Genomic DNA, 26,069 nt, shown 5'->3' on the forward strand with positions numbered 1-26,069 from the left:
TGCCTTTTGGGTGGTGGTGGGGGAGGGGTGGTGGGTCTGAGGGGTCTCTGAGTGCGCCTGAGTGCTTTGAGTGCTCTGGCCTTGAGCGCTTTGAGTGCTTTGGGGGCGCTCAGTTGCTCTTCTCGATGACCGGCCGCATGCGGCGCAGCGTCTCGGCGAGGTCGCCGGCGACCTTCTCGCCCCACTCGGCGAAGAACCGCCGCTTCTCGTCCTCGTCCATCTCCGCGGTGATGCCGCGGATCCCTTCGGTGGGGCCGTCCATACGGAAGTGGTGCACGAGCAGGGAGCCGTCGCCGTCGGGCTCGATGTCGAAGCCCCAGACGCTCTCCTGCTTCTGGCCGGCGCTGTTGTGCATCGCCCAGCGGAAGGTGCGGCCCGGCTCGGCCGCGACCACCTCTGCGTGGGTGGTCCAGCGGCCGCGCACCACGGGCGCCCAGGCGACGACGTCCTCGGCGCGCTCGTTCTCGCCCCGGAAGACGGAGCCGACGGCGCCCGGCGCGCCGGTCACCCAGCTGCCGCCGAGGCACTCGGGGCTCCATTCGCCGCTGCGCGGCAGGTCGCTGACGACCGCGTAGACCTGATCGGGGCTCGCCTGGACGGTGATCTCGGCGCGAGAGGAGAAGAGGGGAGCGGTGGTGCCGATGGTGTCCGGGGTGCTCTGGGTGTGCGTGGTCACGGTGACCTCCGTGGGGAAGCGATGACGGTGACGTGCGAAGTGGTGACATGCGGCGCGGTGACGTGCGACGCGGCGATGTGTGATGCGGTGTGCGGGGCCGCTGAACTGAACTATACAGTTCGGTTCAGTTGCAGTGCAACGGTCGGTCGTCAGGTCCCTACACTGAGCGCGGAGACGAGTACGGAGGAGTGGCGATGCCCGCAGGCAAGAGCGCGTCCGGCCGGGTGGCGGACGGGGCGAGGGCGGACGGCGTGAAAGGCGTGTCGGCCCCGTCCGGGGCGCGGGCCGCGCGTAAGCGGCAGGCCATTCTGGAGGCCGCGCACCGGGTCTTCCTGCGGGAGGGCTTCGGCGCCGGCGTGGACCTGCTGGCCGCCGAGGCGGGCGTGTCGAAGGTGACCATCTACAACCACTTCGGCAGCAAGGAGAACCTCTTCACGGCCGTGATCGGCCAGACCCTCGACGAGGCGCTGGGCGCCTCCGAGTCGCTGATCCTGGCCCGGCTCGCCGAGTCCGACGACGTACGCACCGACCTGCTGGCGGCCTGCCACGCCTGGGTGGCCGGCCTGGCCGCGCCCGATGTGCTCGCCCTGCGGGACGTCATCGCCGGCGAGCACCGCCGCTTCCCCGCACTCGGCGAGGTCTGGCAGCAGCGCGGCCCGGCCCGCCAGCACGCGGCCCTGGCCCGCGCCCTGGGCCGCCTCGACGAACGCGGCCTGCTCCGCATCCCCGACATGGAACTGGCCGTCCTCCAGCTGTCCGGCCTGGTCCTCTCCCCGCACCTGGTCTACGGCTCGTACGGCACGGACATGAGCGAGGAGCTGGCGGGGCGGTTGGTGGAGGGGGGAGTGGACATGTTCCTGGGGTATTACGGGGTCTGAGGGACAGCGGCGCGGGGCACTGCGCAACCAGCCACGACGGACCTCAGCCGCCCGACGGCCTACCGCGGCACCTCGATCGCCTCCCCCGCCAGGAAGACCAGGTCCGCGCCAATGGGCCCACCAGTGACCCGTACCGCCGTACCGTCGTCGCCGAGCACCGCCACCTCCCCGTCGGCGAGGCCCTGACCGTCGACCGAGGCGCTGCCGGTCAGCGCATACACGGTGGCGCCGTACCCGGCGGGCGCGGGCAGATCGGCGGAGTCCCCCGGAGCCAGGGAAGCGTGTACGACGATCACCGCCACCTCCGGGTCGAAGGGCCCGCGCACCCCGAACGCGGACCCGGCGAGGACCTTGAACGTCGACCCCTCCAGCGTGCGTACCACGGGAACGGGGGAGTCGAGCGCTACCGGCGGCAACCCCTCGCACTCGTAGGTGCGGGCATGCGGGAGGACGGCGGTGACGGAGCGGGGGCTGGCGGTGGTGGTGCGCGTGGTGACCCGCATGGCGGCCTCTCTTCCTTCTCTGGACCGAATCATCTGGACGGGATCCCTGGACCGGATCTCTGGACCGGATCTCTGGACCGGATCTCTGGGGGGATCCTCTGAACTGAACGGTTCAGTTCATTATTTCGGTTCATTAATACGCCAAGCCCTGCTCCAGGGCAAGTGCCCCGCGCACGGCGGCGCTTGAGTCCAAGCTGACACAGTCGTCCGCCCCGGATGGCCGCCCCTGGCATCCGACCAGCAGACTCCTGGCCGTACCTCAGAGCCAACGACCCCACCGCGGAAGGACCGCTCCATGTCCGAGCTCAAGATCCTGGCCATCTCCGGGAGCCTGCGCTCCGCTTCGTACAACAGCGCCCTGGCGCGCGCGGCGCAGAAGTTCGCCCCAGGGGACATGACGGTCGAGATCTACGACGGGCTGCGCGACATCCCGCTCTACGACCAGGACCTCGAGACCGACACGCCCCCGGCCCCCGTGGCCGACCTGCGCCGCCGGATCACCGAGGCCGACGGCCTGTTCATCGCCACCCCCGAGTACAACTACGGCATCCCCGGGCCCCTCAAGAACGCCCTCGACTGGGCCAGCCGGCCCGGCCTCAACTCCTCGCTGACCCGCAAGCCGATCGCCATCGCCGGTGCCGCTCCGACCAACTTCGGCACGGTGCGCGCCCAGCTGTCGCTGCGCCAGATGTTCCTGTGGACGGAGTCCGACGTCGTCGGCAAGCCGGAGCTGCAGATCTTCCGCGCCCACGAGCGCTTCGACGAGACCGGCAACCTGACCGACGAGTCCACCATCGAACTGCTGCGCGGCCTGTTGGAGGCCCTCGGCAAGCGGATCCGCGACCGCAGGGTGCTCGACGCGGCGACCTGAACGGCGGCTGATGCCCGCCGCCCCCACAGACTCCGAAGGGCCGCTCCGTCCCCCGTGCGGCCCTTCGGCACGTTCTCCCGATCCTTCGGCAACTTCAAGGGAGCTGGCCACGCATGCGTGCAGCCTTCATCGAGGAACTCGGCCCACCGGAGAACATCCGCTACGGCGAACTGCCCGCGCCGGTCGCGGGGCCGACGGACGTCCTGGTCGCGGTCGAGGCGGTGTCGGTGAACCCGGTGGACACCTTCGTACGGTCCGGAGTGTTCCGCACCCCCGTCGACTTCCCCTTCGTCATCGGCCGGGACCTCGTCGGCACCGTCGTCACGGCCGGTCCGGGCGCGCCCGGCTTCGTGCCCGGGGACCGGGTGTGGTGCAACAGCCTCGGCCACGGCGGACGCCAGGGCTCCGCCGCCGAGCTGGCCGTCGTCCCCGCCGACCGCCTCTACCACCTCCCCGACGGCGTGGACCCCGTCGAGGCCGTCGCCGTCCTCCACCCCGGAGCCACCGCCCACCTCGGCCTGTTCACCCACGGCCGGGTCCGCCCCGGCGAGACCGTCCTGATCGGCGGCGCCGCCGGGAACGTGGGCAGCGCCATGGTCGTAATGGCCGTGGAGGCCGGCGCCCGGGTCGTGGCCACGGCCGCGGCACGCGACGCCGAGTACTGCACCTCCCTGGGCGCGGACACCGTCCTCGACTACCGCGACCCCGACCTGCCGCGCCGGATCGCCGAGGCATGCCCGTCCGGCGTCGACGTCAACCTGGACACCTCCGGCACCAACGACCTGACCACCGCCGTGTCCACCCTGGCCCCACGCGGCCGCATCATCCTCCTGGCCGGCACCCGGACCCGCCCCGTGCTCCCCGCCGGCCCCCTCTACATGAAGGACGGCTCCCTCACCGGCTTCGTCATCTCCCACGCCACAACCACCGACCTGGCAGAAGCCGCCCGCACCCTCAACCGCCTCCTCCCCACAGCCCACCTCCACCCCCGCCACCTCGAACCCGCCCCCCTCTCAGCCGCGGCCACCACCCACCACCGCCTGGAGCAGGGCGAACTACACGGCCGAAGGGTGGTGCTGGTGCCGTAGGAACATCGCTGGCGTAGCTGCGGGTGCCCTTCCGCCCGTCGTAGCTGCGGTCGGTGCTGCCCGTCTGCCGCCGTAGCTGCGGGCAGTCGTGCCTCCCCCAGTGCCTTAAAGCGCACCCACCCCACGGCCACCGCAGCGCCGCTCGACCTGGCACACCCATATCCCCCGACCTGACGGACTGTCCCCTCATCCCCCCGGCCCAAGCACCCCCACTGCGAGACTCCCCGCCATGGACGACGACACCCCACCCGTGCCGACCCAGCCGCGCGCACGGCCCGGTCGCCGACCATTCGCCGTACTCACCACCGTCCACCTCACCCTCAACGCCTCCGTCTCCGTCACCTTCGCCGCCGGCCCCGCCATGCAACGCGAGCTGCACCTGACCCGCACGGACCTCGTCCTGGACAGCGCCGCGTACGGCCTGGCCTTCAGCGGCCTGCTCCTCCTCGGCGGCCGCCTCACCGACCGCCACGGCCGCCGCCCCGTCTTCACCCTCGGCACCACCCTCTTCGCGACCGCCTCCCTCGCCGCCGCCCTGGCTCCGGCCTCCGCCCCCTGGACCCTGGTCGCCGCCCGCTTCCTCCAGGGCTGCGGCGCCGCCCTGGCCGCCCCCGCCGCGATGGCCCTGCTGCGCACGGTCTTCCCGGACGGCAGGTCCCGCGCCTCCGCCACCGCGCTGTGGGGACTCCTCGCCAGCCTCGGCGCCTCACTCGGCATCCTGCTCAGCGGAGCCCTGGTGACCTGGGCGTCATGGCGCTGGAGCTTCGCGCTCCTGGCCGCGGCGGCCGCCCTTGCCCTCACCGTCACCAACCGACTCCTCCCCCACGGCCCGCCCCCGCGGCCCGTACCGGTGGACATGCTCGGCGCCCTGCTGGGCACCACCGCCCTGACCCTGCTCGGCTGCGGCTGCGCCCTGGCGAGCCCGTACGGCTGGTCGTCGGCCCCCGTCCTGGCCCTACTGACCGGCGGCGCCCTCCTCCTCACCGCCTTCGCAGCCGCCGAACGCCGAGCACAAGCCCCCCTTCTCCCCCTCGGCTTCCTCGCCTCCCGCACCCGCGCCACGGCCCTGCTGTGCGCACTGTTCGCCCCGGGCGCGGGCGCGGCCACCGCGTTCCTGCTCGCCCTGTACCTCCAGCAGACCCGCGCCTACTCGGCCCTGCGCAACGCCGAGGCGTTCCTGCCGTACACCGCCGTACTGCTGGCCGTCGGCAGCGTCGCCGGCGCCCTCGTCGCCCGCCGGGGCCCACGTACGGTCGCCGTCGGCGGTACGGCGACGATCGCAGCCGGCCTGTACCTGATCGGCGGCCTCGGCATCCGCACCGCCTCGACCCCGGCCGTCCTGCTGGGTCTGGTCGTCGTCGCCGCGGGCATCGGACTGCTGATGTCGGCGGCAGTGGTGGCGGCGGTGGCCGGCGCGGCGGACAGCGAGACGGCCCTGGCCGGAGCGCTCGTGAACGCCGCGATCCTGGCCGGCCCCACCCTCAGCGTCGCCCTCGTCACCTCGGCGGCCCACTCCCGCACGACCACCGCCACCGCCTCCCCCACACCCGACGGCTACGCCTTCGCCTTCGAGACCCTGGCCGCGGCAGCGACCCTGGTCTGCGCAGCAGCCGCGCACGGGCTCCGCCCCACCCCCACCCCCGAGCCCAAGCCCGACACGAACCCGGCACAAGCGACGAAGTTGTCCACAAGCCCAGGGCCATCCACGCGCTGATCCAGCTCTTCCGCTGACCCCACACTCGAAAGCCCTCGCCCCGGAGTCGATTCGGCCGACGGGGGCTTTCGTGTCTCCTGGGCGTCGCCAAAGACCAGTTCGGGAGCCCACGTGTTCCCCGTCATGGCGAAGGCTGACGGTCACTCTGCCGTTCCGTCTCCGTCTCCGCCGCTAATCCGCTGCCACTCCTGCGCGTCTGACTCGAACATCTCGCGGGCCTGGGTGAGGAGGAGCTCCATGTCCGCCGTGCTCTTGCCCTCAATTTCTACGGCCCGGTCGCCGAGCTCGATGCGGATGCGCGTGCCCTGATGTCGACCAGCGATGGCGTCGATCGCAGTCCGTAGGGTTATCCAGGCACCGCTGTCAGGGATCATCAGGGCGACGATCAGCAGTTGCCCCGGGTCCATGCCGAACTCGGCGCCATAACTGGCGTCGGCCCCAAGCTCCTGGAGAACGGCGAGCATTTCGGGGGCGAGGTTTGGGGTGGTCCGTAGTTTGACTTCACCGAAAGAGCCCCCGGGGTCCACACGTATCCGTAGGACGCCCTCGTCTGCGGGCGGTGGCTGAGGCATGAAGTCGTGGGCGCTTGTCATGGACGGAGGGTAGTGCCGAAAGGGACGTCCGCAGGCTGCCCAGCTACCACATCGGAGACTCGCGAGTATCCGCTGAGCAACTAGTGCAGCCCCACCGACCATTTGCTGGACAGCCTTAGACCTCATGCCCGTCGCGCAGGTACAGCGGCCGCCCCTCCCGCAGGGCGCGGACCGCCTGTGTCAGCCGCCGCCACATCCGACCCCGCAGCAGCCCGCGGGCCTCGGCGAGATCGAAAAACCTTGCCTCCGACAGCTCCTCGTCGTGGGGTTTCAGCTCCCCTTCCACGTCGACCACACCACCGTCAAAGATGAACGAGATCTGGTCGTCCCACGGCCCATGAGGAGCCACCCAATCGACCACCAGGAGCGCGCCCACGACGACGTCCAGGCCCAGTTCCTCGTGCAGCTCCCTCACGACCGTCTGTTCCGGCGGTTCGTTCGCCTCGGCCATGCCACCGGGAAGGTCCCAACCAGGCTTGTAGGTCGGGTTTACGAGCAATACCCGCCCCGCCGCATCCCGGAGCAGCACATCTGCCGCTACACGCTTGCGCGGCTGCTTGGCGTTGCCCTCGGCGAGGTAGGCGTTCCAGGCGTCGGGGTCGGCGGGTGTGGGCTTCGGCGTCATTGGCGCGTGCCTCCCGGTGACGGGATCAGATCTGCGAGCAGGAGCATTCTGGTCCTCCGCGCGTCGCCGAATCTCACCAGGTACTCCCGCACCGGCCCATAGCTCTTGTGCGGCTCCAGAAGGGCCCGGAGGTCGTCAAGCTGCTGGACGACGCGGACGGAGCCGAGGGTGGGGCTGGTGGCGAGCAGGTCATGGCCGACGTCCAAGGCGGCGTCGAGATCACCTCGGCGGACATGGATGTCGGCGAGCGTGATCCGCGCCAGGGCGAGGGACCGAGCCCGCCCAGCGTCCCGTAGTGCCACGGCCTCCTCGGCGGCGGCAAGGGCCTCGTCGTACTCGCCGAGGTCGACCAGAACCAACGCGGCCTCGCTCGCCAGGCGCCCGCGATCGAAGGGGCTCAGCCACGGGTGTGTGGTGTCGGCGGAGGCGTCGAGGTCGCGGCGAGCCCGGTCGAGGGCCCGGTGGGCGGCAGTGTTCTGATTCCCTGCCGCCATGGCCCGCGCCTGCATCGTGTGCAGGCGAGACGCCAAAGCAGGAATCCGCGTGCCTCGGCCGGCGAGGTCGAGACCGGTCTGAGCCCAGCGCGCGGCGCCCGGTGCGTCGTCGCCCTGGAGGACGATGTGGCTGAGAGACGCGGCGACGTGTGCGGCCAGCGGTAGATCCCCGCCGGTCTGCGCGAGTGCGAGAGCGCGGCCGAAGTGCCCCACCGCATCACTGTCCCGCCCACCGTCGTGCGCCATCCACCCCGCCATCTCGGTCAGAGCCGCAGCAGCGGCGAACACGCCAGAGCCGCTGGAGAGGTCGACCAGACGCGGGGCGACACGGTCCTGTAGGTGCCTGACCACAGCCCCGTAGAGCCGACCTCCGCCGGTCTGCCGGTCGGCTGCCCGAAAGGAGTTCATGGCCGTCAGGTCGTCCCCGTTCGGCGGCGGTTGAGGCTGTTGTGGCTGCGCCTCGATAGCGGGCTCCCACGACCGGCGGGCGAGGCCGAGCAGATGACCCGGGATGTGGAAGGCGTCCGCGACCTGCTCGAACAGCGTCAGCTTCTCCACCCGGCTCTTGCCGTTCATGTAGTCGTAGAGCCGCCCCTGGGTAATGTCGACGGCCGCCGCGATGCGACGGGTGCTGATGCCACGGTGGTTGAGCATCCGGAACACCGCGCCCATGTCCCGCTCCGCACACGAGCCGAGGAACCGGGCGTCATCGAGGAGCCCCGCGACTACTGCTCTCGGGTCCTGTGTCTGTCCCATGCGTCCCCCCAAAAACGCGTGAGCCCTGAAGCTACCGTGCGTGCCTAACTGGTGACTCCAACTTGGGGTCACCTCTCGGAGTCTCCTCCGACTCCCCACGGCGCGTTGACTGATCACCAGCCGCCGGGCGCTATCTGCAGGCTCCCCGCCCTCGGCGGCATTGAGGAGAGGCCCCGTATGCGCCCCGTCGTGGGCGGGGCCGTGCCAGTCGGAGGGATGACCTTGTGAGCGTCACGACCAGACCCAACATGAGCGGTGTCCCCGGCTATGCCGAGACGATGCCGCGTGAGCCGGAATCGGCCCGCAGAGCGCGGCTGCTGGTTTCCGCCTCGGTAAACACCTGGAATCTCGGGGATCTGGCGGACGCGGGCACGCTGATCGTTTCCGAACTCGTCGGCAACGCGGTCCGGCACACGAGCTGCCGTCTGATCCGGGTCACCACTCGGCGTATCGCCGCCCGCCGCGTCCGGATGGAGGTCACCGACGCATCCCGGGCCCTGCCGGAAATGGGCTGCGGCGACAGTAACCGGGAGGGCGGCCGGGGGCTGCTGCTGGTCGAGGCGTTGTCGGACCGCTGGGGCTACGACCTGCACGGCACGGGGCGGCGACGGTGGAAGACGACCTGGGCCGAACTCGTCGCCAAGGAGGGCGAGCAGTGAGCGCGGTGCAGTGGGTCACGGGTGACTGCCGGCTCGGCTGCGAACGTACGGCCCTGTCTGTGATCTGGCTCGGCCCGGTGCTGTGGGACGGCCGGCACGCCCCGTTCATGGCATGTGCTGACCGCCTCGCCCGCCTCAAACGACAGGGCCCTCGCCTATTTCATGCAACGCCAGCCGGTCACCGCCTGACCCCTGTGACGGGAGTACACCGCCCGGTTGTAACCCGCAGGAGCGTGTGAGGGAAATCCCCGGCGCACCGCCCCGCCTCTGACCGCCTCAACCCACAGACTTCCCGCCGGAACCCCGGCGGGAGAACTCGAGAAGAGAAGAAGGAGCACGGCATGAACGAGAACGTTCCCGCGGCAACGTCCGGTGACGGTCTGCTGGTCGCCCGCACGTCCATCGCTGCTGCACGGTCGCGCGCCGAGCAGCCGTCCGATGGCGGCAGCACGGGCGTCTCCGACACCAACGACTGATCGGAGTCGCATCCGTGACCACCTTCTCCAAGGTGGTCGATTGCCTCGGCGAGGACTTCCTCGCCGGGGCGTTCGGCCGCTGGCATCGCGTATGGACCAACGTCGGAGACTTCTCCGGACTCCTGACCTGGGACGACCTCAACGACATCGTGGCCCGTGGACGGCTGGAGCCCCCTCGTCTGCGCCTGCACCGCGACGGCGAACTCATCCACTGGCAGAGCTACGCCAGCCCCGTGACGACCCGGCGCAGCACCGTGTGGCAGCGCATCCAGCCCTCCCGTCTGTACGAGCAACTGCGGGACGGCTCCTCACTCGTCCTCGATGCCGTGGAGGAACTTCACGCCCCCGTCGATGCCCTGACCCGAGATCTGGAGCGGGTGTTCCGGAGCCACATCCAGGTCAACGTGTACGCCTCGTGGACGTCTCGCGAGGGCTTCGGCACCCATTGGGACGACCACGACGTGGTGGTGCTCCAGGTGGAGGGCGCGAAGCGGTGGCGGATCTACGGGCCGACCCGAACCAACCCGCTGTACCGGGACCTGGTGGCCCCGGAGCCGCCGGAAGGCGAGCCTCTGGCCGAACTGACGCTACGCGCGGGCGACATGCTGTATCTCCCGCGCGGCTGGTGGCACGCGGTGGCGGCGACTGAGGGCCGGTCCCTGCACCTGACGTGCGGGCTTCAGACAACGACCGGCGCCGATCTCCTCACGTGGCTCTCGGAGCGTCTTCGTGGCTCGGAAACCGTCCGGGCGCACCTGCCCATGTTTGGCACCGGCCAGGACCAATCCGCCTACCTCGACGTCCTTCGTAAGGAAGTCGCGGAGGTCCTGCACGACGGCGTGATCCGGGAGTTCCTCGACGTCCGCGACGCAACCGATCCGGGACGCCTGATGCCCTCCCTGCCATTCCTCGACGGTATCCCCGCCGAGGACGACCTGATGGTCCGGTTCACCACCGCACGCGCATGGACCACGGTCAACGACGACGGCCAGGTGATCCTCCGGGCCGGAGGCGAGGAGTGGACGTTCGCCGCTCCCGTTGCCGCTGTACTCGAACCGCTCGCCGCGGGCGACTCGGCCTCTCTCGGTGAACTCGCACAGTCGGCTGGGCTGACCACGGCGCAGGTCGCATCCGTCGTGACCGAGCTGGTGTCCGCCAACATGGCGGCGGTGAGCCGCCGGTGACACCGGATCTCGCGCTCGGCACGTACCACTGCCGGGACATCCCTCGGGCGGCGGCCCACGCCGTCGTCCGGGGGGCTTCCTGGATCGACACCGCACCCAACTACCGTGCAGGGCAGGCCCACACACTTCTCGCCGCCTCTGTTCTCCCTCAGCAGCGGCAGGTACGGATTTCCACGAAGACCGGATTCTTCGCCCGGGAGGAAGCCGAGGCCGCCGTCAGCGCCGGAATCCTCACCCGCGAACAGGCGAAGGCCGGCCACAGCCTCACCGCGAATTTTCTCCGTTGGCAAACCACCCGAACCCTCAACGTCCTCGGCCGCGCCGACGTGGTGTTCGTACACAACCCCGAACACGTCCGACTCGACCGCGAAGAACTGCACGAACGGCTGCGGGACGCCTTCGCCGTGCTGGAGGAGTATGCGGACGCGGGGCATGTCGGCGGGTACGGCGTTGCCACCTGGTCGGGCCTGGACTCCGGCGCCTTCACGGTGCCCGAACTCCTCACCCTGGCACGGGAAGCCGCCGGTACAGATGAACACCACCTACACGCGGTGCAGCTCCCCGTCAGCCTCGTCATGGCCCGCCCCATCAGCCTTGCCCTGGACGGTCGCGGCCCCCTTGTACAGGCCCGCGCCGCAGGGCTCGACACCTTCGTTTCCTCGCCCCTGCACGGCGGCGAACTGCCCGGCATGGTCACGCCGGAACTCGCCGAACTGATCGACCCCGGCCTCACTCCTGCCCAAGCAGCCCTAGGCATCGTCGCGTCCACCCCAGGAGTGACACGGATTCTCCTCGGCACGAACAACCCGGCACACTGGGACGCCGCCGCGCGCACGATCGCGCTGCCACCACTGCCGCTTGCCACCCTCCGGAAGGTTCTCGATGTTCTCGGTACCTGATGAACCCGCCGCGGCACGGATGCGCACCGCGCGAATCGCCGCATGCGCTGCCCTGGGCGTAAGCGACGCCGCACAGGGGCCCGTCTGGGGCTACAACGGCCGCACGCTCTCCGGGGCCGTCCACACCGCCCAGGAGCGGGGCTGGCTGCGACTCGTCGGCGAACACGCCGACCGCGCCCACGGGAAACTGTGGGACGGCCCGAAAACGGCCCAGGAAACCCTCCCCGAAGACATCCCCCGCCCCACCTTGCACCGCATCCACGACTGGCGGAAAGACGGTTGGGCGTACCGTGCCGAGCTGTACGAGCACACCACGCTCTCCACCGTCTCAGTGAGCCCCGTCCTCGATACTGAGTCGGACTTTCTTGAGTCCTGGTGGAAGAGCCTGTACGGCGCACTCAGCGCCCTGGCCACTGTCCCCACCGACCGCGTGGCCGTACGCGAGGCATACATCCGCCGCGCCGTACCTCGGTTCACCGGCCACGACGTCGGCGACACGATCGAGTGGTCCACCGCCCACGGAGACTTCCACTGGGCCAACCTCGCTGGCCCCGACCTCACGATTTTCGACTGGGAGGGCTGGGGCACCGCTCCCGTGGGGTTCGACGCCGCACTCCTGTACGTCTACGCCCTTCAGACCCCGAGCACCGCAACACGCGTCCGCCAGGTACTCGCGCCCATCCTGGACGACCCCAGGACCCGCGTTGCCGAACTGACAGTGTGCGCCCAGGTACTTCAGGCCGCCGACCGAACGCCCTTCTACGCCGCGCTCGCCGAGCCCGTACGCCGCCACCTCCGCACCATGCGGTACATCGCAGCCTGATCTGACCCGCACCACCTGCCCCCCAGGTAGGGAGCGGTGCGTCCAGGCACTGTTGGCTGTTCACCCACTCCTTCGCCGCCGCGAGCGTCGGCGCGGTGCCGACGATCTGATACGCGAAGCTGTCCCATTCCTCCAGCACGCGCGAGTCGTCGGGGCTGAGTTGGGCGGCGCCGCCGTGCACGGGACAGTGCCGCCGGTGTTTGTCGACGGGGGGCGGCGTGGCTTCCCCGCAGGGGGACTGGCGATTTCTGGAAGTGAATCCGAGCGGGCAGTACGGCTTCATCGAGCAGGCGACCGGACTGCCGATCACGTCCGCGATCTGCGACTACCTGGAGGGAAACGGCCAGTGACGAACATCCTCGACGACGAACAGCGCATCCTCGCCGCTCGCGTCTCGCTCACGCAGCGGATCGACCGGGGAAGCGTGGTGTTGTCCTCACGCCTGGCCGGTGCTTTTCTCAACGTCCCCAGGCATCCCTTCGTGCCCGTCTTCTATCGGCGCGACGGTGAGCGGTTCGTCCCGTGGCGTATCACCGACGGTGACCCGGTGGCGTGGCTCGACGCCGTGTACGCGGACGACTCCCTCATCACGGAAGTGGACGGCGTGCACGCCGAGGACGCCGCCCCCGAGGGGCTCACCGGCATCCCGACGTCGTCCTCGACGGCACCGAGCCTCATGGCGGACATGCTCGACGCCCTTGACGTGCACGAAGGGCACGACGTCTACGAGGCCGGTACCGGCACGGGCTACAACGCGGGCGTGCTGTCCTTCCTCGCCGGGGACAAGCACGTCACCACCGTGGACCGTACGGAAGCCCTCACCGTCAAGGCACGCCCGCGGCTGAACGCCGTCGGCTTCGATCCACTCGTCATCCACGGCGACGGCGCGAACGACGTTCCGGGAGACGCGGTGTTCGACCGGATCATCTCCACCGCATCCGTACGCCGCATTCCTCCCGGGTGGCTGACGCGCATACGTCCCGGCGGCATCATGGTCGTCCCCGTCAAGGGCACACTCGCCGGCGGAACGGTCGCCCGGCTCACGAAGCTGCCGGACGGCTCGGCGAGTGGGCACCTCCTGCACACACCCGCCGCGTTCATGCCGCTCATCAGCGGCACCCCGGTACCCGCGCAGATGCCCGTGATCCCGTACGGGCCGTGCCCGGGGCGCCGAGATCTCAGCGCGCGTGCTCGACGACTGGACATTCTCATTCTTTGCCCAGCTCCACATGTCCCCCGGCCTCGCCCGCACCTACGGAACGAACGACGACGGGCTGCACGTCACGACCCTGTACGACCCTGCCGACGGTGTCGCCCCGACCCAGCAGACCGTGAGGTACACCGCTCCGGGTGGACGAGTCCACTGCTGGACGCTTTAGCCGGGGGTGGTTACGGCTTCGGGTCGGGGGATCGGGGCAGGGAGTCGGATACGAAGGTGCCCAGGCCGACCTCGCCTCGGGTCCAGCCCTCTTCCCGTACATGCCGCATGGCCTTCGCGGCCGTAGCGTTCACCACGCCGAACTCCTGGGCGATCTCCAGGGTGGACGGCACGCGGCTTCCGGGCGGGTAGATGCCCTCCTTGATGCGCCGGATGATCTCTGCTGCGATCTGCCGCCACAGTGGGCGCGTGCGGTCGAGGTCCATGAAGCTCAGCGTGGGTGACCGTGGGATTCTGCGCATCCGTGGTTATCTGCGGTTACCCACGCTATGTTGGCTGGACACAGAACGGCCCCGACGGGAAGCGGCTACTTCCTCGCCAGGGCCTGAGCCGACTGAAGAGGAGTCGACCTATGCGCAGCCTACTGGCCGCGATTCTGAGTATCTTCCGGCCTGCGCGCGGGGTGCACTGCCCCGACGCGGCGCCGTCCCTTCGGCTCGACTGCCCGCCGATTCCGGAGTGCCAGCCCCCGCGTCCTCCTCTGACCGTGGACGTCATCGCCGCCGATGGGCTGCCGTTGGTCCGGCCCTACGTCGTCGTGTGGGAGCGGGAGTGCGATGCGCGGGAGCGGTGTCGGGCCGGGGCCGTTGGGACTCTCGCTGGGCTGGGTTCGGACTGTTTTCCGTGGGAGGCGGCCGTATGAGCGAGCCGCGTCTTCGTACCCTCGGTGTTGATCCGGCCACCGGCAAGGAGGCGTTGGTGGTCGCGCGGCCCGGGGGGTTCCTTGAGGCGCTGGCCGATGCGCATGCCCTGGAGACCGCCGCTGTTCTGGTGGAGGTCGTCGGGGCCGTGCTGGAGGTGGGGGAGGCTTCGGACGCCGAACTCGCCGCCTTTGTATCGTCGTTGCACGCGGCGCTGGGTGAGTGCGTCGGCATGATGGTGCGGGACGGGGAGCGCACGTCGTAGGGCATGTGTGGTGGTGCCGTGGGTGCCCGGGGTTGCTCGGGCATCCATGGTGGGTGGGTTTTCCACAGAGGCCGAGTTATCCACAGGGTCTGACGCGTCGCAGTCGTCGGCTGTACGGTCGGCACGAGTTGATGTTCGTGACGTTCGTACGGGTACGGGGGAGGCGGTCGCCGTGACCGAGGCCGGTGTGGGTGTGGAGACGGCGGAGGTGGAGCGGCTGCCGAGGGTGCGGGGCTTCGCCCCCAGGTTGGTCGAGGGCTCCCCCAAGGAGGAGGGGAAGGCGCTGCGGCAGCGGGTGCCCCGGTCGGCGCACGCCGCCCTCCACCTGGACGCCGCCCGCCCGGACGCGGTGGCGGCGGTCGAGGAGTCGAACGAGGGCCGTATCCCGGAGCTGACCCCGATACGGGTGGGCCGGATGGCGGCGACCCCCTTCGCCTTCCTGCGCGGCTCGGCCGGCCTCATGGCGTACGACCTGGCCCGCACCCCCATGACCGGCATCGCCGCCCAGATCTGCGGCGACGCCCACGCGGCCAACTTCGGTCTGTACGGTGACGCCCGCGGCGGCCTGGTCATCGACCTGAACGACTTCGACGAGACGGTCGTCGGCCCCTGGGAGTGGGACCTCAAGCGCCTCGCCACCTCCCTCGTCCTCGCGGGCCGGGAGGCCGGCGCCGACGAGGACACATGCCGTACGGCGGCGTACGACACCGTCGGCGCCTACCGCCGCACCCTGCGCCTGCTGGCCAAGCTGCCCGCGCTGGACGCGTGGAACGCCATCGCCGACGAGGAACTGGTCTCCCACACCGACGCCCATGACCTGCTGGGCACGCTGGAGCGGGTCTCGGAGAAGGCGCGCGCCAACACGAGCGGCCGGTTCGCGGCACGGTCGACCGAGCCGACGGAGGACGGCGGCCGCCGGTTCGTGGACGCGCCGCCGGTACTGCGCCGGATCCCGGACGCGGAGGCCGCGGCGGTCGCCGCGTCCCTGGAGCCGTACCTGGCGACCCTCCCCGAGGACCGCCACCCCCTGCTCGCCCGCCACGCGGTGCACGACGTGGCGTTCCGCATCGTCGGCACGGGCAGCGTGGGCACCCGCTCCTACGTCGTGCTCCTCCTCGACCACCGCGGCGAGCCCCTGATCCTCCAGGTGAAGGAGGCCCGCGCGTCCGCCCTGCTGCCCCACCTCCCGACGGCCGGCTTCGACACCCCGCCGGTCGACCACGAGGGCCGCCGGGTCGTCCTCGGCCAGAAGCGCATGCAGGTCGTCAGCGACATGCTGCTGGGCTGGACGACCGTCGAGGGCCGCCCCTTCCAGGTCCGCCAGTTCCGCAACCGCAAGGGCAGCGTCGACCCGTCCGCCCTCGCCGCCGACCAGATCGACGACTACGCCCGCATGACCGGCGCCCTCCTGGCCCGAGCCCACACCCACAGCACCGACCCCCGCCTCCTCTCCGCCTACTGCGGCAAGAACGACGAACTCGACACCGCCATCTCCACCTTCGCCATCACCTACGCCAACCACACAGAATCCGACCACGCGAACCTGGTGACAGCGGTGAGGACGGGGAGGGTGCCGGCGGAACTGGGGGTGTGAGACACAGCGGCACCCCGCAGCGCCGGGCTGCGCACCCACCCGACGCCCACCGCCGCACCCCGAGCCCCGAAACCACCCCAGCGGCGCAGCCCCCCACACCCACTACGCTGGTCGGGTGACGACCCCCGAAGCTGACCAGTCCCAGCCGCCCCGCCCCGAGGAGCGGCTGGAGCAGGCCGTGCGGGCCGCCGAACAGGCACTGATCGAGTTCGAGATCGCCCTGGAGACCTTCCGCGTGGAGGTCGAGAACTTCTCCCGCCTCCACCACCAGAAACTCGGCCCGATGTACGCCCGCCTCGACGAACTGGACGCCCAGATCGCCGAGGCCAGAGCCGCCCGCACCGGCACCGAGGAGGACCGCCGCCGCGCCGAGGAGGCCCGCGCCCGCGTCCTGCCGATGCCGGAGGTCGAGGAGCTGTTCCACGGCTGGATGGACAGCGAGGGCTTGTTCCCGGAGGCCGCCGCGATGCTCACGGACCAGTCGGTACGCCCCCCGGAGCGCGTCCGCCCCAGCGAGGAGGCCCGCAAGCTGTACCGCGACCTCGCCCGCAAGGCCCACCCCGACCTGGCCCGCGAGGAGGCCGACCGCAAGCGCCGCGAGGAGTTCCTCACCCGCGTCAACGCCGCCTACGCCCGAGGTGACGAGGCCCTGCTGCGCGAGCTGGCCGAGGAGTGGGCGGCCGGCCCGGTCCCCGCCGAGCAGCGCCCCAGCCGCAGCGAGGAGCTCTACGCCCGCCTGGAGTGGCTCTCCCAGCGCAAGGAGCTGCTGACGCGGATCGCCAAGGAGCTGGAGGACGGCCCGATCGCCTCGATGCTCCGGCTGGCCCCGGACGACCCCGACCGTCTCCTGGACGAGATCGCCGAGAAGCTGCTCGCGGACGTCGCCGCCCGGGAGGCGGAGCTGGCCGAGCTGGTTGGTTAGCCGGGTTCGGGTAGCGTCGGAGACATGAGTTTCGGAGCTGGTGTTCCCACGGTCGAGGTCGGGGACCTCAAGGACGGCGACTTCCTGCTGGACGTCCGCGAGGACGACGAGTGGCAGGCGGGACACGCCGAAGGCGCCCTGCACATCCCCATCAGCGAGTTCGTCGCCCGCTACGGCGAGCTGACGGAGGCCGCCCCCCAGGACGGCCGGATCAACGTGATCTGTCGCTCCGGCGGCCGCTCGGCGCAGGTGACGATGTACCTCGCCCAGCAGGGCATCGACGCCGTGAACGTCGCCGGCGGCATGCAGTCCTGGGCCGCCACCGGCCGCCCAGTCATCACGGACGACGGAAAACCGGGCTTCGTCCTGTAGCCCCCGGTCCAGACCGCCCCGTCACGCCGGCCCCGGGTCACGCCGGCCCCGGGCTATGCCTCCCAGGCCAGGCGGCCTCGGGCGGGCCGTCCCGGGCCAGGTTTGCGAGTCCGCGGTTGATCCGGCGTGCGTGGCGGGCCAGGGCGGTACGCGACTCCCCGCTCGGCGGCCGCACGGTCACGGTCCTGGGTCAGGTCGCCCCGGTGAGGCGGCCTCGGGCAGGCCGTCCCGGACCAGGTTGTGAGCCCACGGTTCATCCGCCGGGCGTGGCGGACAGGGCAGCGGTATCCCCCGCTCGGCGGCCGCACGGTCACGCCCCCGGGGCAGGGCGCCCACGTCACGAAGCCTCAGGCAGGCCGCCCTGGGCCAGCAACTCGGAGCCAGGCCCCCAGGCTCAGGGCCCCCTGGTTCAGGCCCCCCGGGCCAGGCTCCCCGGCACAGGCCGTCGCCCCAGTCCAGCCACACTCCCGGCATGGACCACCGCCTCCGGCGGCAGCCACCCCGGTCGAGCGGCGCAGTCGCCCCTCAGCCCAGCGGATGCGCCGCCAGTAGGTCCCCCAGGGCCTCCTCGTGTGCCGCCGCCGGGCCGAGTGCCAGCTCCAGGTGCTTGGCCCAGGCGTGGTAGCGGTGCAGCGGATAGTCGACGTCGGCGCCGAAGCCTCCGTGCAGATGCTGTGCCGTCTGCACCACCCGCCGTACGCCCTCCGCAGCCCAGATCTTCGCCACGGCCACGTCCCCGCGCGCGGGCAGCGCACCCGGCGCCCCGGAGGCGATCCGCCACGCGGCCTGCCACAGCGTGGCCTCCATCGCCCGCAGGTCGATGTACCGGTCGGCGGCCTGGACTGCGACGGCCTGGAAGGTCGCGATCGGATGCCCGAACTGCTCCCGCTTCCCGGCGTACTCGCTCGTCATCCGCAGCACCCGCTCACCCAGCCCGAGCGCCAGCGCACACGTCCCCGTGGCCAGCAGCTCCCGCAGCCACTCCCAGGCACCCTCCGTCTCGACGACGTACCGCCCCGCGATCCGCGCCGACTCCAGCCGCAGCTCCCCGAGCCGCTCGCCGTTCGTCGACACCTGCTCGGCGAGTACGACCCCCTCCTGGTCCCGGGGGACCAGCGCGAGGACGGTCCGGTCGGCGTCGGTGTGCGCGGGTACGACGACGAGGTCCGCGTCGTACGCCCATGGCACCGCCGTCTGCACCCCGTCCAGCACCCACCCCTCGTCCCCATCCCCGTCCCCGTCCCCGTCCCCGTCCCGCCGCGCCGTGACGGCCCGCTCGGCCGGGTCGTGCCCGGTGCGGCCGTGCGCGGCGACGGTCAGCACCAGCTCCCCGTGCCCGGCCCTGGGCAGCAGCTCCCGCGCCAACTCACCGCCCCCGTACCGCTGTACGGCGGCCATGGCCGCGCTGCTCTCCAGCAGCGGCACCCGGGCCAGCACCTTCGCCGACTCCCGGAGCACCAGGCAGAGCGCGACGGCGTCCAGTCCGGCCCCGCCGTACTCCTCGTCGAGCAGCAGACTCAGCAGATCGGCGCCGGCCAGCTTCTCCCACAGCGCCCGGTCGAAGCCCTCGGCGACGGGGGCGCCCCGGGTGAGCGCCGGGCTCGGCACCGCGTCCGGCGCCACACCGGCGAACACTCCCTCGGCCGCCTCGGCCGCCGCCAACTGCTCCTCGCTGAAGGTGAAGTCCACGGCCTGTCCTCCCGACGGGGTCAGTAATCTGACGGTCCGTCAAGATAGAACAGGTTCTAGGAGAAGGGAACGGGGCGGCACCACACCGTCCTCACCGGTCGAAGTCCAGCTCCACTCCCTCCGTCACCGGATGCGACTGGCAGGCCAGCACATACCCCGCGTCCGTCTCCTCCGGCTCCAGCGCGAAGTTCCGGTCCATCCGCACCTCACCGGAGACCAGGAAGGCCCGGCACGTCCCGCACACCCCGCCCTTGCAGGCGTACGGCGCGTCGGGCCGGTTGCGCAGCACCGTCTCCAGCAGCGACTCCCCGTCCCGCACCGGCCAGCTCCCGGCGCGCCCGTCGAGCCGAGCGGTCACCGTGCTGTGCGCGGGCGCGGGCACCGTGGCCACGGGTGCCACGGAGTCCACGTGGAAGATCTCCTCGTGGATCCGCGCCCGGGGCACGCCGATCTCACGCAGCGCCTGCTCCGCGCCCTGCACCAGCCCGTACGGCCCGCACAGGAACCAGCCCCGCACCGCCTCCACCGGCACCAGCGCCGGCAGCAGACCGGTCAGCCGTTCACGGTCCAGCCGCCCGGACGGCAGCCCGTGCTGCTGCTCCTCCCGGGACAGCACCGTCACCAGCTGAAGCCGCTCCGGGAAGCGGTCCTTGAGGTCGGCGACCTCCTCCAGGAACATCGTCGACGCCGTCGTACGGTCGCTGCGTATCAGGCAGAAGCGGGCGTCGGGTTCGCGGGCGAGGAGCGTGGAGACGATCGACAGCACCGGGGTGATGCCGCTGCCCCCGACGATCGCCGCGTACAGCCCGGGCGCCGGGTCGAGCGTGAAGCGGCCCGCCGGGGTCATCACCTCGATCTCGTCACCGACGCAGATCTCCTTCAGCGCGTACGTGGAGAACGCCCCGCCCTCGACCAGCCGCACGCCGACCCGCAGCGTGCTCGGGCCCGCGTCACCGGGCGCGGGGGCCGGCGAGCAGATCGAGTAGGTGCGCCGGACCTCGGTGCCGTCGGCGACGCGCCGCAGCGCGAGATGCTGGCCGGGCGCGTACCGGTACTCCTCACGCAGCGCGGCCGGGACCGCGAAGGTGAGGGCGACGGAGTCGTCGGTGAGCGGGTCCACCGCGGCCACCGGGAGCGTGTGGAAGCGGGCCATCACAACTCCTTGAAGTGGTCGAAGGGCTCACGGCAGGCCAGGCAGCGGCGCAGCGCCTTGCAGGCGGTTGAGGAGAAGCGGCTGAGCAGCTCGGTGTCGGCGGAGCCGCAGTGCGGGCAGCGCACCGGGGCCTCGGCGTCCCGGGTCCGGGTCGGGCCGAGCGTCACGGGCACGGGAGCGGACTCCGCCCGCTCACGCGGCGGCGCGATCCCGAACTCCCGCAGCTTGCGGCGCCCTTCCGCGGAGATGTCGTCCGTGGACCAGGCGGGGCTGAGGACCGTCCGCACGGTGACCTCACGCACCCCGTGGGCGTGCAGCGCCCGCTCGATGTCCAGTGCCATCGTCTCCAGGGCGGGGCAGGCGGTGTAGGTCGGGGTCAGCTCCACCTCAACCGTCTCCGCGTCCGTCCCGCTCACGCGCACCGTGCGCACCACGCCCAGCTCCTGGAGGGTGAGCACGGGCAGCTCGGGGTCGGGCACCGAACCGGCGACCTGAAGCAGCTCCGCCTCCAGCGGGGTGAGCGTCACCATGACGCCCCCGGGTGGCTGCGGTGCAGATGCTGCATCTCTGCGAGCATCCGTCCGAACGGCTCGGTGTGCAGGCCCTGCCGGCCCGCGCCGGCCGTCCATGCCCCGGAGCGTGGGCCCTCGGGCAGATCGAGGGTGGCCCGGCGCAGGATGTCCCCGACGGATTCCAGCCAGGCCGTCTCCAGCGCCTCCCGGTCGATGTCCAGGCCCTCCACCGGCTGGAACATCTCGCCGGTGAACCGCCACAGCGCCGTGCAGGCCCGAGCCATCCGCGCCCGGCTCTCCTCGGTGCCGTCGCCCAGGCGCAGCGTCCACTGCTCGGCGTGGTCGCGGTGGTAGGCGGTCTCCTTGACGGCCTTCGCGGCGAGTGGCGCGAACTCGCTCACGGTGTCGGCGAGTTGGCCGTACAGCAGATGCTGGTACGTGGAGAAGTACAGCTGGCGGGCGATGGTGTGGGCGAAGTCGCCGTTCGGCTGCTCGACCAGCTGGAGGTTGCGGAAGGCGCGCTCCTCCCGCAGATAGGCCAGCTCGTCCTCGTCGCCGGCCATCGACAGCAGGACCCGGGCCTGGCCGAGCAGGTCGAGCGCGATGTTGGCGAGGGCGACCTCCTCCTCCAGGACGGGTGCGTGGCCCATCCACTCGCCGAGCCGGTGGGAGAGCACCAGGGCGTCGTCGCCGAGGGCAAGGGCGGCGGTCGTCGCAGTCGTGGTCGTCACAGGTGCTTCACCCCTTCCGGGATCTCGTAGAACGTCGGGTGCCGGTACGGCTTGTCCGCTGCCGGTTCGAAGAAGGGGTCCTTCTCGTCGGGCGAGGACGCGGTGATCGCGGTGGACGGGACGACCCAGATCGACACGCCCTCGCCGCGCCGGGTGTACAGGTCGCGCGCGTTGCGCAGGGCGAACTCCGCGTCCGGCGCGTGCAGGCTGCCGGCGTGGGTGTGGGACAGTCCGCGGCGCGAGCGCACGAAGACCTCCCACAGGGGCCAGTCGGTGTTGGTCATGCCTGCCGTTCTCCCGTCTTGTCGCTGTGCTTGGCCGCGTGGGCCGCGGCGGCCTCCCGCACCCAGGCGCCCTCGTCGTGCGCCCGGCGGCGCTGGTCCAGCCGCTGTTCGTTGCACGGGCCGTTGCCCTTGAGGACCTCCTTGAACTCCGTCCAGTCGATCGGGCCGAAGTCGTGGTGCCCCCGCTCCTCGTTCCACCGCAGCTCGGGGTCGGGCAGGGTGAGGCCGAGGGACTCCGCCTGGGGGACGCAGATGTCGACGAAGCGCTGGCGCAGCTCGTCGTTGGAGAACCGCTTGATCTTCCAGGCCATGGACTGCGCGGAGTGCGCGGACTCGTCGTCGGGCGGGCCGAACATCATCAGCGACGGCCACCACCAGCGGTCCACCGCGTCCTGCGCCATCGCGTGCTGCTCCGGTGTGCCCTTGCTCAGGGCCAGCAGCAGCTCGTAGCCCTGGCGCTGGTGGAAGGACTCCTCCTTGCAGATGCGGATCATCGCGCGCGCGTACGGTCCGTAGGAGCAGCGGCACAGCGGCACCTGGTTGGTGATCGCGGCGCCGTCCACCAGCCAGCCGATGGCGCCGACGTCCGCCCAGGTCAGAGTGGGGTAGTTGAAGATCGAGGAGTACTTCTGGCGGCCGGTGTGGAGCTTGTCGAGCAGTTCCTCGCGGCTGGTGCCGAGGGTCTCGGCCGCGCTGTAGAGGTACAGCCCGTGGCCCGCCTCGTCCTGGACCTTCGCCATCAGGATCGCCTTGCGGCGCAGTGAGGGCGCGCGGGTGATCCAGTTGGCCTCCGGCTGCATGCCGATGATCTCGGAGTGGGCGTGCTGGGCGATCTGGCGGACCAGTGTCGCCCGGTAGGCGTCCGGCATCCAGTCGCGCGGCTCGATGCGCTCGTCGTCGGCCACCGCGGCGTCGAAGACGCGCTGCAGGGCGTCGTCCTCGGTGCCGGCCGTGTGCTGCGCGGCTGCTGTGGCCATGCGGTCCCCCTCGACCTCGTGCGCGTCTGCGGTACGCGCCGTCCGATCCGTCCCGACCGATCGTTCGGTCCGTGCGATTCAATGGTGAGTCGGCGGTCGTGAGGTGTCAACCGCTGTGGATAACCTGCCGGGGCGCCTGTGGACAACCGCACAGTGGCCGACCGCTGGGAAAGCTGCGGAGGGCGGCGGGGCTGAGTACCGTTCCGTGGAACCGCCGCGCTGCACCCGTCCGGGTGAACGGGCCGTGAGACCGCGGGCCCGGCGGCTCGCGGCGGGCCGGACAGGACCAGACATCGGGAACGGGGCGGAATGAACACGCACGACGCGGGCGGCGACACCCCGCACGAGCCGCAGCCGCCGAAACCGACCGCAGCCGACCCTGGCCCCGCCCGCGACGACCGGCCGGCTGTCCCCGGCCCGGCAGGGTTCCCGTCCGTTCCCGATGAGCGGCCGACGGTCCCCCACGCGGCAGGGTTCCGGGCCGTTTCCGATGAGCGGCCGAGTGTCCCCGGCCCGGCAGGGTTCCGGGCCGTTTCCGATGAGCGGCCGAGTGTCCCCGGCCCGGCGGCGTTCCCCGCCGCCCCCGAACCGGTCGCCCCCGACCCGGCAGCGTTCCCGGCCGCCCCCGACCCCCGCCCCGGCGTGGCCGCCCTCTCCCTGGGCTACCAGATCGCCGCGGCCATCGCGGTCGCCGCCGTCGCGGTCGCCGTCTGTGTGCACCTCGGGATGGTCTTCCTGCACGTCGCGCCGTCGAACACGCTGACCAAGACACACGGCGAGGCGATCGACGACTGGGTGTACCCCGAGTTCGAACAGAACTGGAAGCTGTTCGCCCCGAACCCCCTCCAGCAGAACATCGCCGTCCAGGCCCGCGCCCAGATCAGAACGCCGGACGGCAGCTCGCGAACCACCGGCTGGTACGACCTGTCCGCGCAGGACGGCCGGGACATCGACGGCAACCCGCTGCCGAGCCACACCCAGCAAAACCAGCTGCGCCGCGCATGGGACTTCTTCTCCGCCACGCACGGCAGCGACAACCGCGCGGTCGGGGTGCGCGGCGACCTGTCCGAGGCGTATCTGCGCCGCATCGTCGTCCTGCGGCTGGAGCGGGACGGCGCGCCCGGCGCCGACGGCGTCGTCGAGCGGGTCCAGCTCCGCTCCCGCACGACCAACGTGCCCCCGCCCGACTGGAGCGAGGAGAAGATCTCGCTCGAACCGATCTTCCGCGTCCTGCCGTGGTGGACGGTGCCCGCCGGCGAGGCCGACGAAGGAGTGAAGTGAACCGACTCGCCCTGTGCCTGTCCAGCGGCATCGCCCGGGTCACGGGGTCCGCCCTCGGCCCGTACCAGAGCGCCGTGATCCGCGTCGGCTTCGCCCTGACCTGGCTGCTGTTCCTGCTGCGTGAGTACCCGCACCGCGCCGAGCTGTACGGGCCCGACGCGCCGTGGAGCTGGGCGCTGGCCCGGCGGCTGCTCGACATGAACGGCGCCTTCACCGCGCTGAGCTGGTCCGACGGACGGCTGTGGTTCGAGCTCGTCTACGGGCTCGCCGTGCTGGCCGCCGCCCTGCTGCTGGTGGGCTGGCGCACCCGCACGATGTCGGTGCTGTTCATGGTCGGTGTGCTGTCGCTGCAGAACCGCAGTGTCTTCATGGGCGACGGCGGCGACAACGTCCTTCACCTGATGTCGATCTACCTGGTGTTCACACGCTGCGGCCAGGTCTGGTCGCTGGACGCCCGGCGGGCCCGGCGGGCCGACGCGGCACGCGCGCGTGGCGAGTGGGTCGCCGACCGGGCCGGGCCCGTCCTGTGGGCCGTGTGCGGCTTCGCGCTGATCACGCTGACCGTGTCCGGCCGACTGTTCGACAGCGAGTGGACCGTCCCCGTGCTGCTGTGGACCGTCTGGGTCGCGCAGGCGCTGTGGTGGCTCGTCGAGCGGCGGGCGGCACGCTCCCCCCAGCCGCGGATCCTGCTCGACGTGATCGCGAACGTCCTGCACAACGGCGCCCTCGTCGTGATCATGGCCGAGGCGTGCCTGATCTACGCGACGGCCGGCTGGTACAAGATCCAGGGCTCCCGCTGGCAGGACGGCACCGCCGTGTACTACCCCCTCCAGCTGGAGTACTTCTCGCCCTGGCCCGCCCTGAGCGACCTGCTGGCCTCCAGCGGCACCATGATCATGCTCATCACCTACGGCACGGTCATCGCACAGGTCGCGTTCCCGTTCACCCTGTTCAACCGGCGCGTCAAGAACGTCCTGCTGGCCGTGATGATCATGGAACACGCGATGATCGCGGTGATCCTCGGGCTGCCGTTCTTCTCCCTGGCGATGATCGCCGCCGACGCCGTCTTCCTGCCCACCCCGTTCCTGCGCCGTCTCGGCCACGGGATCGCACGCGTGTGTACCCGCCTCCTCGACAAGCCCGTCCCGCCGCTCCCCGGTCAGCGGCGGGGCGAGGCGCCCCCTCGGCCGCCGGAGCAGCCCGAGCAGAGCCACGTAGGCTTCACGGCATGAACGACCCCCTCGGCGCGTGGCGCGGCCTCGCCGACGCCTGTGTCCTGCTCGACGGCTTCCACGCCCTCAAGCACGCCCTGCGCTTCGGCGCCGAGGTCCCGGTGGCGGTCACCGCCGACCGGGAGGCCGCGCTGACCCTGGCCGACGAGCTGGCGCCCGACGTAGGGGACCGGCTGGCCGTACTCCTCACCGAGGTGCCGAGGGCGACGTACGAGGGGCTGGTGCCGCGCCCGCATCCCACCGCCGTGGCGGCGCTGGCCGTACGGCCGTCCCGCGCGGCCCACCTGGAGGTGCTGGCCCGCATGCCCAGGCCCGCGCCCGTCGTGGTCCTCGACGAGCCGCGCAACCTCGGCAACGCGGGGGCCGTGATCCGGCTGGCCGCCGGCTTCGGGGCGACCGGCGTCGTCACCACCGGCACCCTCGACCCCTGGCACCCGACCGTGGTGCGCGGCGGGGCGGGCCTGCACTTCGCGACCGCCGTGGAGCGTCTCGGCGTCGACGAACTGCCGCCCGGCCCGCTGTTCGCCCTGGACCCGGAGGGCGACGACATCCGGGGCGTGGGGATCCCGGACGACGCCGTCCTCGCCTTCGGCTCCGAGCGCAGCGGCTTGTCCACCGTCCTGCGCGCGCGTGCCGACCACCTGCTGTCCCTGCCGATGCGGCCCCAGGTGTCCAGCTACAACCTGGCGACCAGCGTGGCGATGACGCTGTACCACTGGAGTCTCGGCAGGGCCTAGGC

The 26,069-nt window shown here is 71.4% G+C and carries 29 protein-coding genes and 1 pseudogene; 18 read left to right on the top strand and 12 right to left on the bottom strand.

Annotated features, from left to right (window positions below):
* Positions 1 to 109: 109 nt before the first annotated feature.
* Positions 110 to 676, bottom strand: coding sequence for an SRPBCC family protein (locus ACH5AC_RS06175; RefSeq protein ID WP_398860466.1), 567 nt, complete (start codon positions 674 to 676; stop codon positions 110 to 112).
* 194 nt (positions 677 to 870) lie between these two features.
* Between ACH5AC_RS06175 and ACH5AC_RS06180 the strand changes: the two genes are divergently transcribed.
* Complete coding sequence (locus ACH5AC_RS06180) at positions 871 to 1,554, top strand: TetR/AcrR family transcriptional regulator (RefSeq protein WP_398860467.1); 684 nt, start codon at positions 871 to 873, stop codon at positions 1,552 to 1,554.
* A 59-nt stretch (positions 1,555 to 1,613) separates the two neighbouring features.
* Here ACH5AC_RS06180 and ACH5AC_RS06185 read toward each other — a convergent pair whose 3' ends face one another.
* On the bottom strand, positions 1,614 to 2,057 hold the full coding sequence (locus tag ACH5AC_RS06185; protein ID WP_398860468.1) for a pirin-like C-terminal cupin domain-containing protein: 444 nt from the start codon (positions 2,055 to 2,057) through the stop codon (positions 1,614 to 1,616).
* Positions 2,058 to 2,352: 295 nt separating this feature from the next.
* On the opposite strand from ACH5AC_RS06185, the gene ACH5AC_RS06190 reads away from it, so the two are divergent.
* The 3 genes from ACH5AC_RS06190 (at position 2,353) to ACH5AC_RS06200 (ending at position 5,730) form a co-directional block, all read left to right on the top strand.
* Positions 2,353 to 2,928: an NADPH-dependent FMN reductase gene (locus ACH5AC_RS06190; RefSeq protein WP_398860469.1), complete on the top strand. Its 576-nt coding sequence runs from the start codon at positions 2,353 to 2,355 to the stop codon at positions 2,926 to 2,928.
* A gap of 113 nt (positions 2,929 to 3,041) precedes the next feature.
* Positions 3,042 to 4,016, top strand: coding sequence for an NADPH:quinone reductase (locus ACH5AC_RS06195; RefSeq protein WP_398860470.1), 975 nt, complete (start codon positions 3,042 to 3,044; stop codon positions 4,014 to 4,016).
* A gap of 229 nt (positions 4,017 to 4,245) precedes the next feature.
* Positions 4,246 to 5,730: an MFS transporter gene (locus ACH5AC_RS06200; RefSeq protein WP_398860472.1), complete on the top strand. Its 1,485-nt coding sequence runs from the start codon at positions 4,246 to 4,248 to the stop codon at positions 5,728 to 5,730.
* Between the two features lie 140 nt (positions 5,731 to 5,870).
* Here ACH5AC_RS06200 and ACH5AC_RS06205 read toward each other — a convergent pair whose 3' ends face one another.
* The 3 genes from ACH5AC_RS06205 to ACH5AC_RS06215 form a co-directional block, all read right to left on the bottom strand.
* Positions 5,871 to 6,323, bottom strand: a complete 453-nt coding sequence (locus ACH5AC_RS06205; RefSeq protein ID WP_398860473.1) for a hypothetical protein — start codon at positions 6,321 to 6,323, stop codon at positions 5,871 to 5,873.
* Positions 6,324 to 6,438: 115 nt separating this feature from the next.
* The gene (locus ACH5AC_RS06210; RefSeq protein ID WP_398860474.1) at positions 6,439 to 6,948 is read right to left on the bottom strand and encodes an NUDIX domain-containing protein; all 510 of its coding nucleotides are present in this window, start codon (positions 6,946 to 6,948) and stop codon (positions 6,439 to 6,441) included.
* Positions 6,945 to 8,198, bottom strand: coding sequence for a helix-turn-helix domain-containing protein (locus tag ACH5AC_RS06215; protein WP_398860475.1), 1,254 nt, complete (start codon positions 8,196 to 8,198; stop codon positions 6,945 to 6,947). The genes ACH5AC_RS06210 and ACH5AC_RS06215 overlap by 4 nt, the downstream gene beginning before the upstream one ends.
* Positions 8,199 to 8,422: 224 nt before the next feature.
* Between ACH5AC_RS06215 and ACH5AC_RS06220 the strand changes: the two genes are divergently transcribed.
* The 7 genes from ACH5AC_RS06220 to ACH5AC_RS06250 all read left to right on the top strand — a co-directional run bounded on the left by ACH5AC_RS06220 (position 8,423) and on the right by ACH5AC_RS06250 (position 13,809).
* Complete coding sequence (locus tag ACH5AC_RS06220; RefSeq protein ID WP_398860476.1) at positions 8,423 to 8,857, top strand: ATP-binding protein; 435 nt, start codon at positions 8,423 to 8,425, stop codon at positions 8,855 to 8,857.
* A gap of 341 nt (positions 8,858 to 9,198) precedes the next feature.
* Positions 9,199 to 9,333 (top strand): hypothetical protein, encoded by a 135-nt coding sequence (locus ACH5AC_RS06225; protein ID WP_398860477.1) that lies wholly within the window; start codon positions 9,199 to 9,201, stop codon positions 9,331 to 9,333.
* A gap of 14 nt (positions 9,334 to 9,347) precedes the next feature.
* Positions 9,348 to 10,517, top strand: a complete 1,170-nt coding sequence (locus tag ACH5AC_RS06230) for a cupin domain-containing protein (RefSeq protein WP_398860478.1) — start codon at positions 9,348 to 9,350, stop codon at positions 10,515 to 10,517.
* Entirely contained in the window at positions 10,514 to 11,416 is a 903-nt protein-coding gene (locus ACH5AC_RS06235; protein ID WP_398860479.1) for an aldo/keto reductase, read from the top strand. The genes ACH5AC_RS06230 and ACH5AC_RS06235 overlap by 4 nt, the downstream gene beginning before the upstream one ends.
* A 19-nt stretch (positions 11,417 to 11,435) precedes the next feature.
* Positions 11,436 to 12,239, top strand: coding sequence for a hypothetical protein (locus ACH5AC_RS06240; protein ID WP_398860480.1), 804 nt, complete (start codon positions 11,436 to 11,438; stop codon positions 12,237 to 12,239).
* Positions 12,240 to 12,457: 218 nt separating this feature from the next.
* Entirely contained in the window at positions 12,458 to 12,589 is a 132-nt protein-coding gene (locus ACH5AC_RS06245; RefSeq protein ID WP_398860481.1) for a hypothetical protein, read from the top strand.
* A gap of 335 nt (positions 12,590 to 12,924) precedes the next feature.
* A complete protein-coding gene (locus tag ACH5AC_RS06250) occupies positions 12,925 to 13,809 on the top strand; it encodes a hypothetical protein (protein ID WP_398860914.1) in 885 nt (294 codons plus the stop codon).
* On the opposite strand, the pseudogene ACH5AC_RS06255 reads toward ACH5AC_RS06250, so the two are convergent.
* Positions 13,728 to 13,919: pseudogene (locus ACH5AC_RS06255) on the bottom strand (GntR family transcriptional regulator); the annotation flags it as partial. The gene ACH5AC_RS06250 and the pseudogene ACH5AC_RS06255 overlap by 82 nt on opposite strands.
* 397 nt (positions 13,920 to 14,316) lie before the next feature.
* Between ACH5AC_RS06255 and ACH5AC_RS06260 the strand changes: the two are divergent.
* The 4 genes from ACH5AC_RS06260 to ACH5AC_RS06275 all read left to right on the top strand — a co-directional run bounded on the left by ACH5AC_RS06260 (position 14,317) and on the right by ACH5AC_RS06275 (position 17,471).
* On the top strand, positions 14,317 to 14,583 hold the full coding sequence (locus tag ACH5AC_RS06260; RefSeq protein WP_398860483.1) for a hypothetical protein: 267 nt from the start codon (positions 14,317 to 14,319) through the stop codon (positions 14,581 to 14,583).
* A gap of 46 nt (positions 14,584 to 14,629) precedes the next feature.
* The gene (locus tag ACH5AC_RS06265; RefSeq protein ID WP_398860484.1) at positions 14,630 to 16,177 is read left to right on the top strand and encodes a DUF2252 domain-containing protein; all 1,548 of its coding nucleotides are present in this window, start codon (positions 14,630 to 14,632) and stop codon (positions 16,175 to 16,177) included.
* 115 nt (positions 16,178 to 16,292) lie between these two features.
* Positions 16,293 to 17,099, top strand: coding sequence for a hypothetical protein (locus tag ACH5AC_RS06270; RefSeq protein ID WP_398860485.1), 807 nt, complete (start codon positions 16,293 to 16,295; stop codon positions 17,097 to 17,099).
* Positions 17,100 to 17,123: 24 nt separating this feature from the next.
* On the top strand, positions 17,124 to 17,471 hold the full coding sequence (locus ACH5AC_RS06275; RefSeq protein ID WP_398860486.1) for a rhodanese-like domain-containing protein: 348 nt from the start codon (positions 17,124 to 17,126) through the stop codon (positions 17,469 to 17,471).
* 525 nt (positions 17,472 to 17,996) lie between these two features.
* On the opposite strand, the gene ACH5AC_RS06280 is transcribed toward ACH5AC_RS06275, so the two are convergent.
* From ACH5AC_RS06280 to paaA, 6 genes are all read right to left on the bottom strand, one after another.
* Entirely contained in the window at positions 17,997 to 19,160 is a 1,164-nt protein-coding gene (locus ACH5AC_RS06280) for an acyl-CoA dehydrogenase family protein (RefSeq protein WP_398860487.1), read from the bottom strand.
* A gap of 91 nt (positions 19,161 to 19,251) precedes the next feature.
* On the bottom strand, positions 19,252 to 20,313 hold the full coding sequence (locus ACH5AC_RS06285) for a 2Fe-2S iron-sulfur cluster-binding protein (RefSeq protein WP_398860488.1): 1,062 nt from the start codon (positions 20,311 to 20,313) through the stop codon (positions 19,252 to 19,254).
* A complete protein-coding gene (gene paaD, locus ACH5AC_RS06290) occupies positions 20,313 to 20,843 on the bottom strand; it encodes a 1,2-phenylacetyl-CoA epoxidase subunit PaaD (RefSeq protein WP_398860489.1) in 531 nt (176 codons plus the stop codon). The genes ACH5AC_RS06285 and paaD overlap by 1 nt, the downstream gene beginning before the upstream one ends.
* Positions 20,837 to 21,556, bottom strand: a complete 720-nt coding sequence (gene paaC, locus ACH5AC_RS06295) for a 1,2-phenylacetyl-CoA epoxidase subunit PaaC (RefSeq protein WP_398860490.1) — start codon at positions 21,554 to 21,556, stop codon at positions 20,837 to 20,839. Before paaC ends, paaD begins: the two co-directional genes overlap by 7 nt.
* On the bottom strand, positions 21,553 to 21,840 hold the full coding sequence (gene paaB, locus ACH5AC_RS06300) for a 1,2-phenylacetyl-CoA epoxidase subunit PaaB (RefSeq protein ID WP_130439069.1): 288 nt from the start codon (positions 21,838 to 21,840) through the stop codon (positions 21,553 to 21,555). Before paaB ends, paaC begins: the two co-directional genes overlap by 4 nt.
* On the bottom strand, positions 21,837 to 22,817 hold the full coding sequence (paaA, locus tag ACH5AC_RS06305; RefSeq protein WP_398860491.1) for a 1,2-phenylacetyl-CoA epoxidase subunit PaaA: 981 nt from the start codon (positions 22,815 to 22,817) through the stop codon (positions 21,837 to 21,839). Before paaA ends, paaB begins: the two co-directional genes overlap by 4 nt.
* A 309-nt stretch (positions 22,818 to 23,126) precedes the next feature.
* On the opposite strand from paaA, the gene ACH5AC_RS06310 reads away from it, so the two are divergent.
* From ACH5AC_RS06310 to ACH5AC_RS06320, 3 genes are read left to right on the top strand one after another with little or no spacing between them, the layout of a single operon-like run.
* A complete protein-coding gene (locus tag ACH5AC_RS06310) occupies positions 23,127 to 24,098 on the top strand; it encodes a DUF5819 family protein (RefSeq protein ID WP_398860492.1) in 972 nt (323 codons plus the stop codon).
* The gene (locus tag ACH5AC_RS06315; protein WP_398860494.1) at positions 24,095 to 25,330 is read left to right on the top strand and encodes an HTTM domain-containing protein; all 1,236 of its coding nucleotides are present in this window, start codon (positions 24,095 to 24,097) and stop codon (positions 25,328 to 25,330) included. Before ACH5AC_RS06310 ends, ACH5AC_RS06315 begins: the two co-directional genes overlap by 4 nt.
* The gene (locus tag ACH5AC_RS06320) at positions 25,327 to 26,067 is read left to right on the top strand and encodes a TrmH family RNA methyltransferase (protein ID WP_398860495.1); all 741 of its coding nucleotides are present in this window, start codon (positions 25,327 to 25,329) and stop codon (positions 26,065 to 26,067) included. Before ACH5AC_RS06315 ends, ACH5AC_RS06320 begins: the two co-directional genes overlap by 4 nt.
* Positions 26,068 to 26,069: the final 2 nt, after the last annotated feature.

It is taken from the genome of Streptomyces sp. NPDC018693 (assembly GCF_044391385.1).
Lineage (GTDB): Bacteria > Actinomycetota > Actinomycetes > Streptomycetales > Streptomycetaceae > Streptomyces.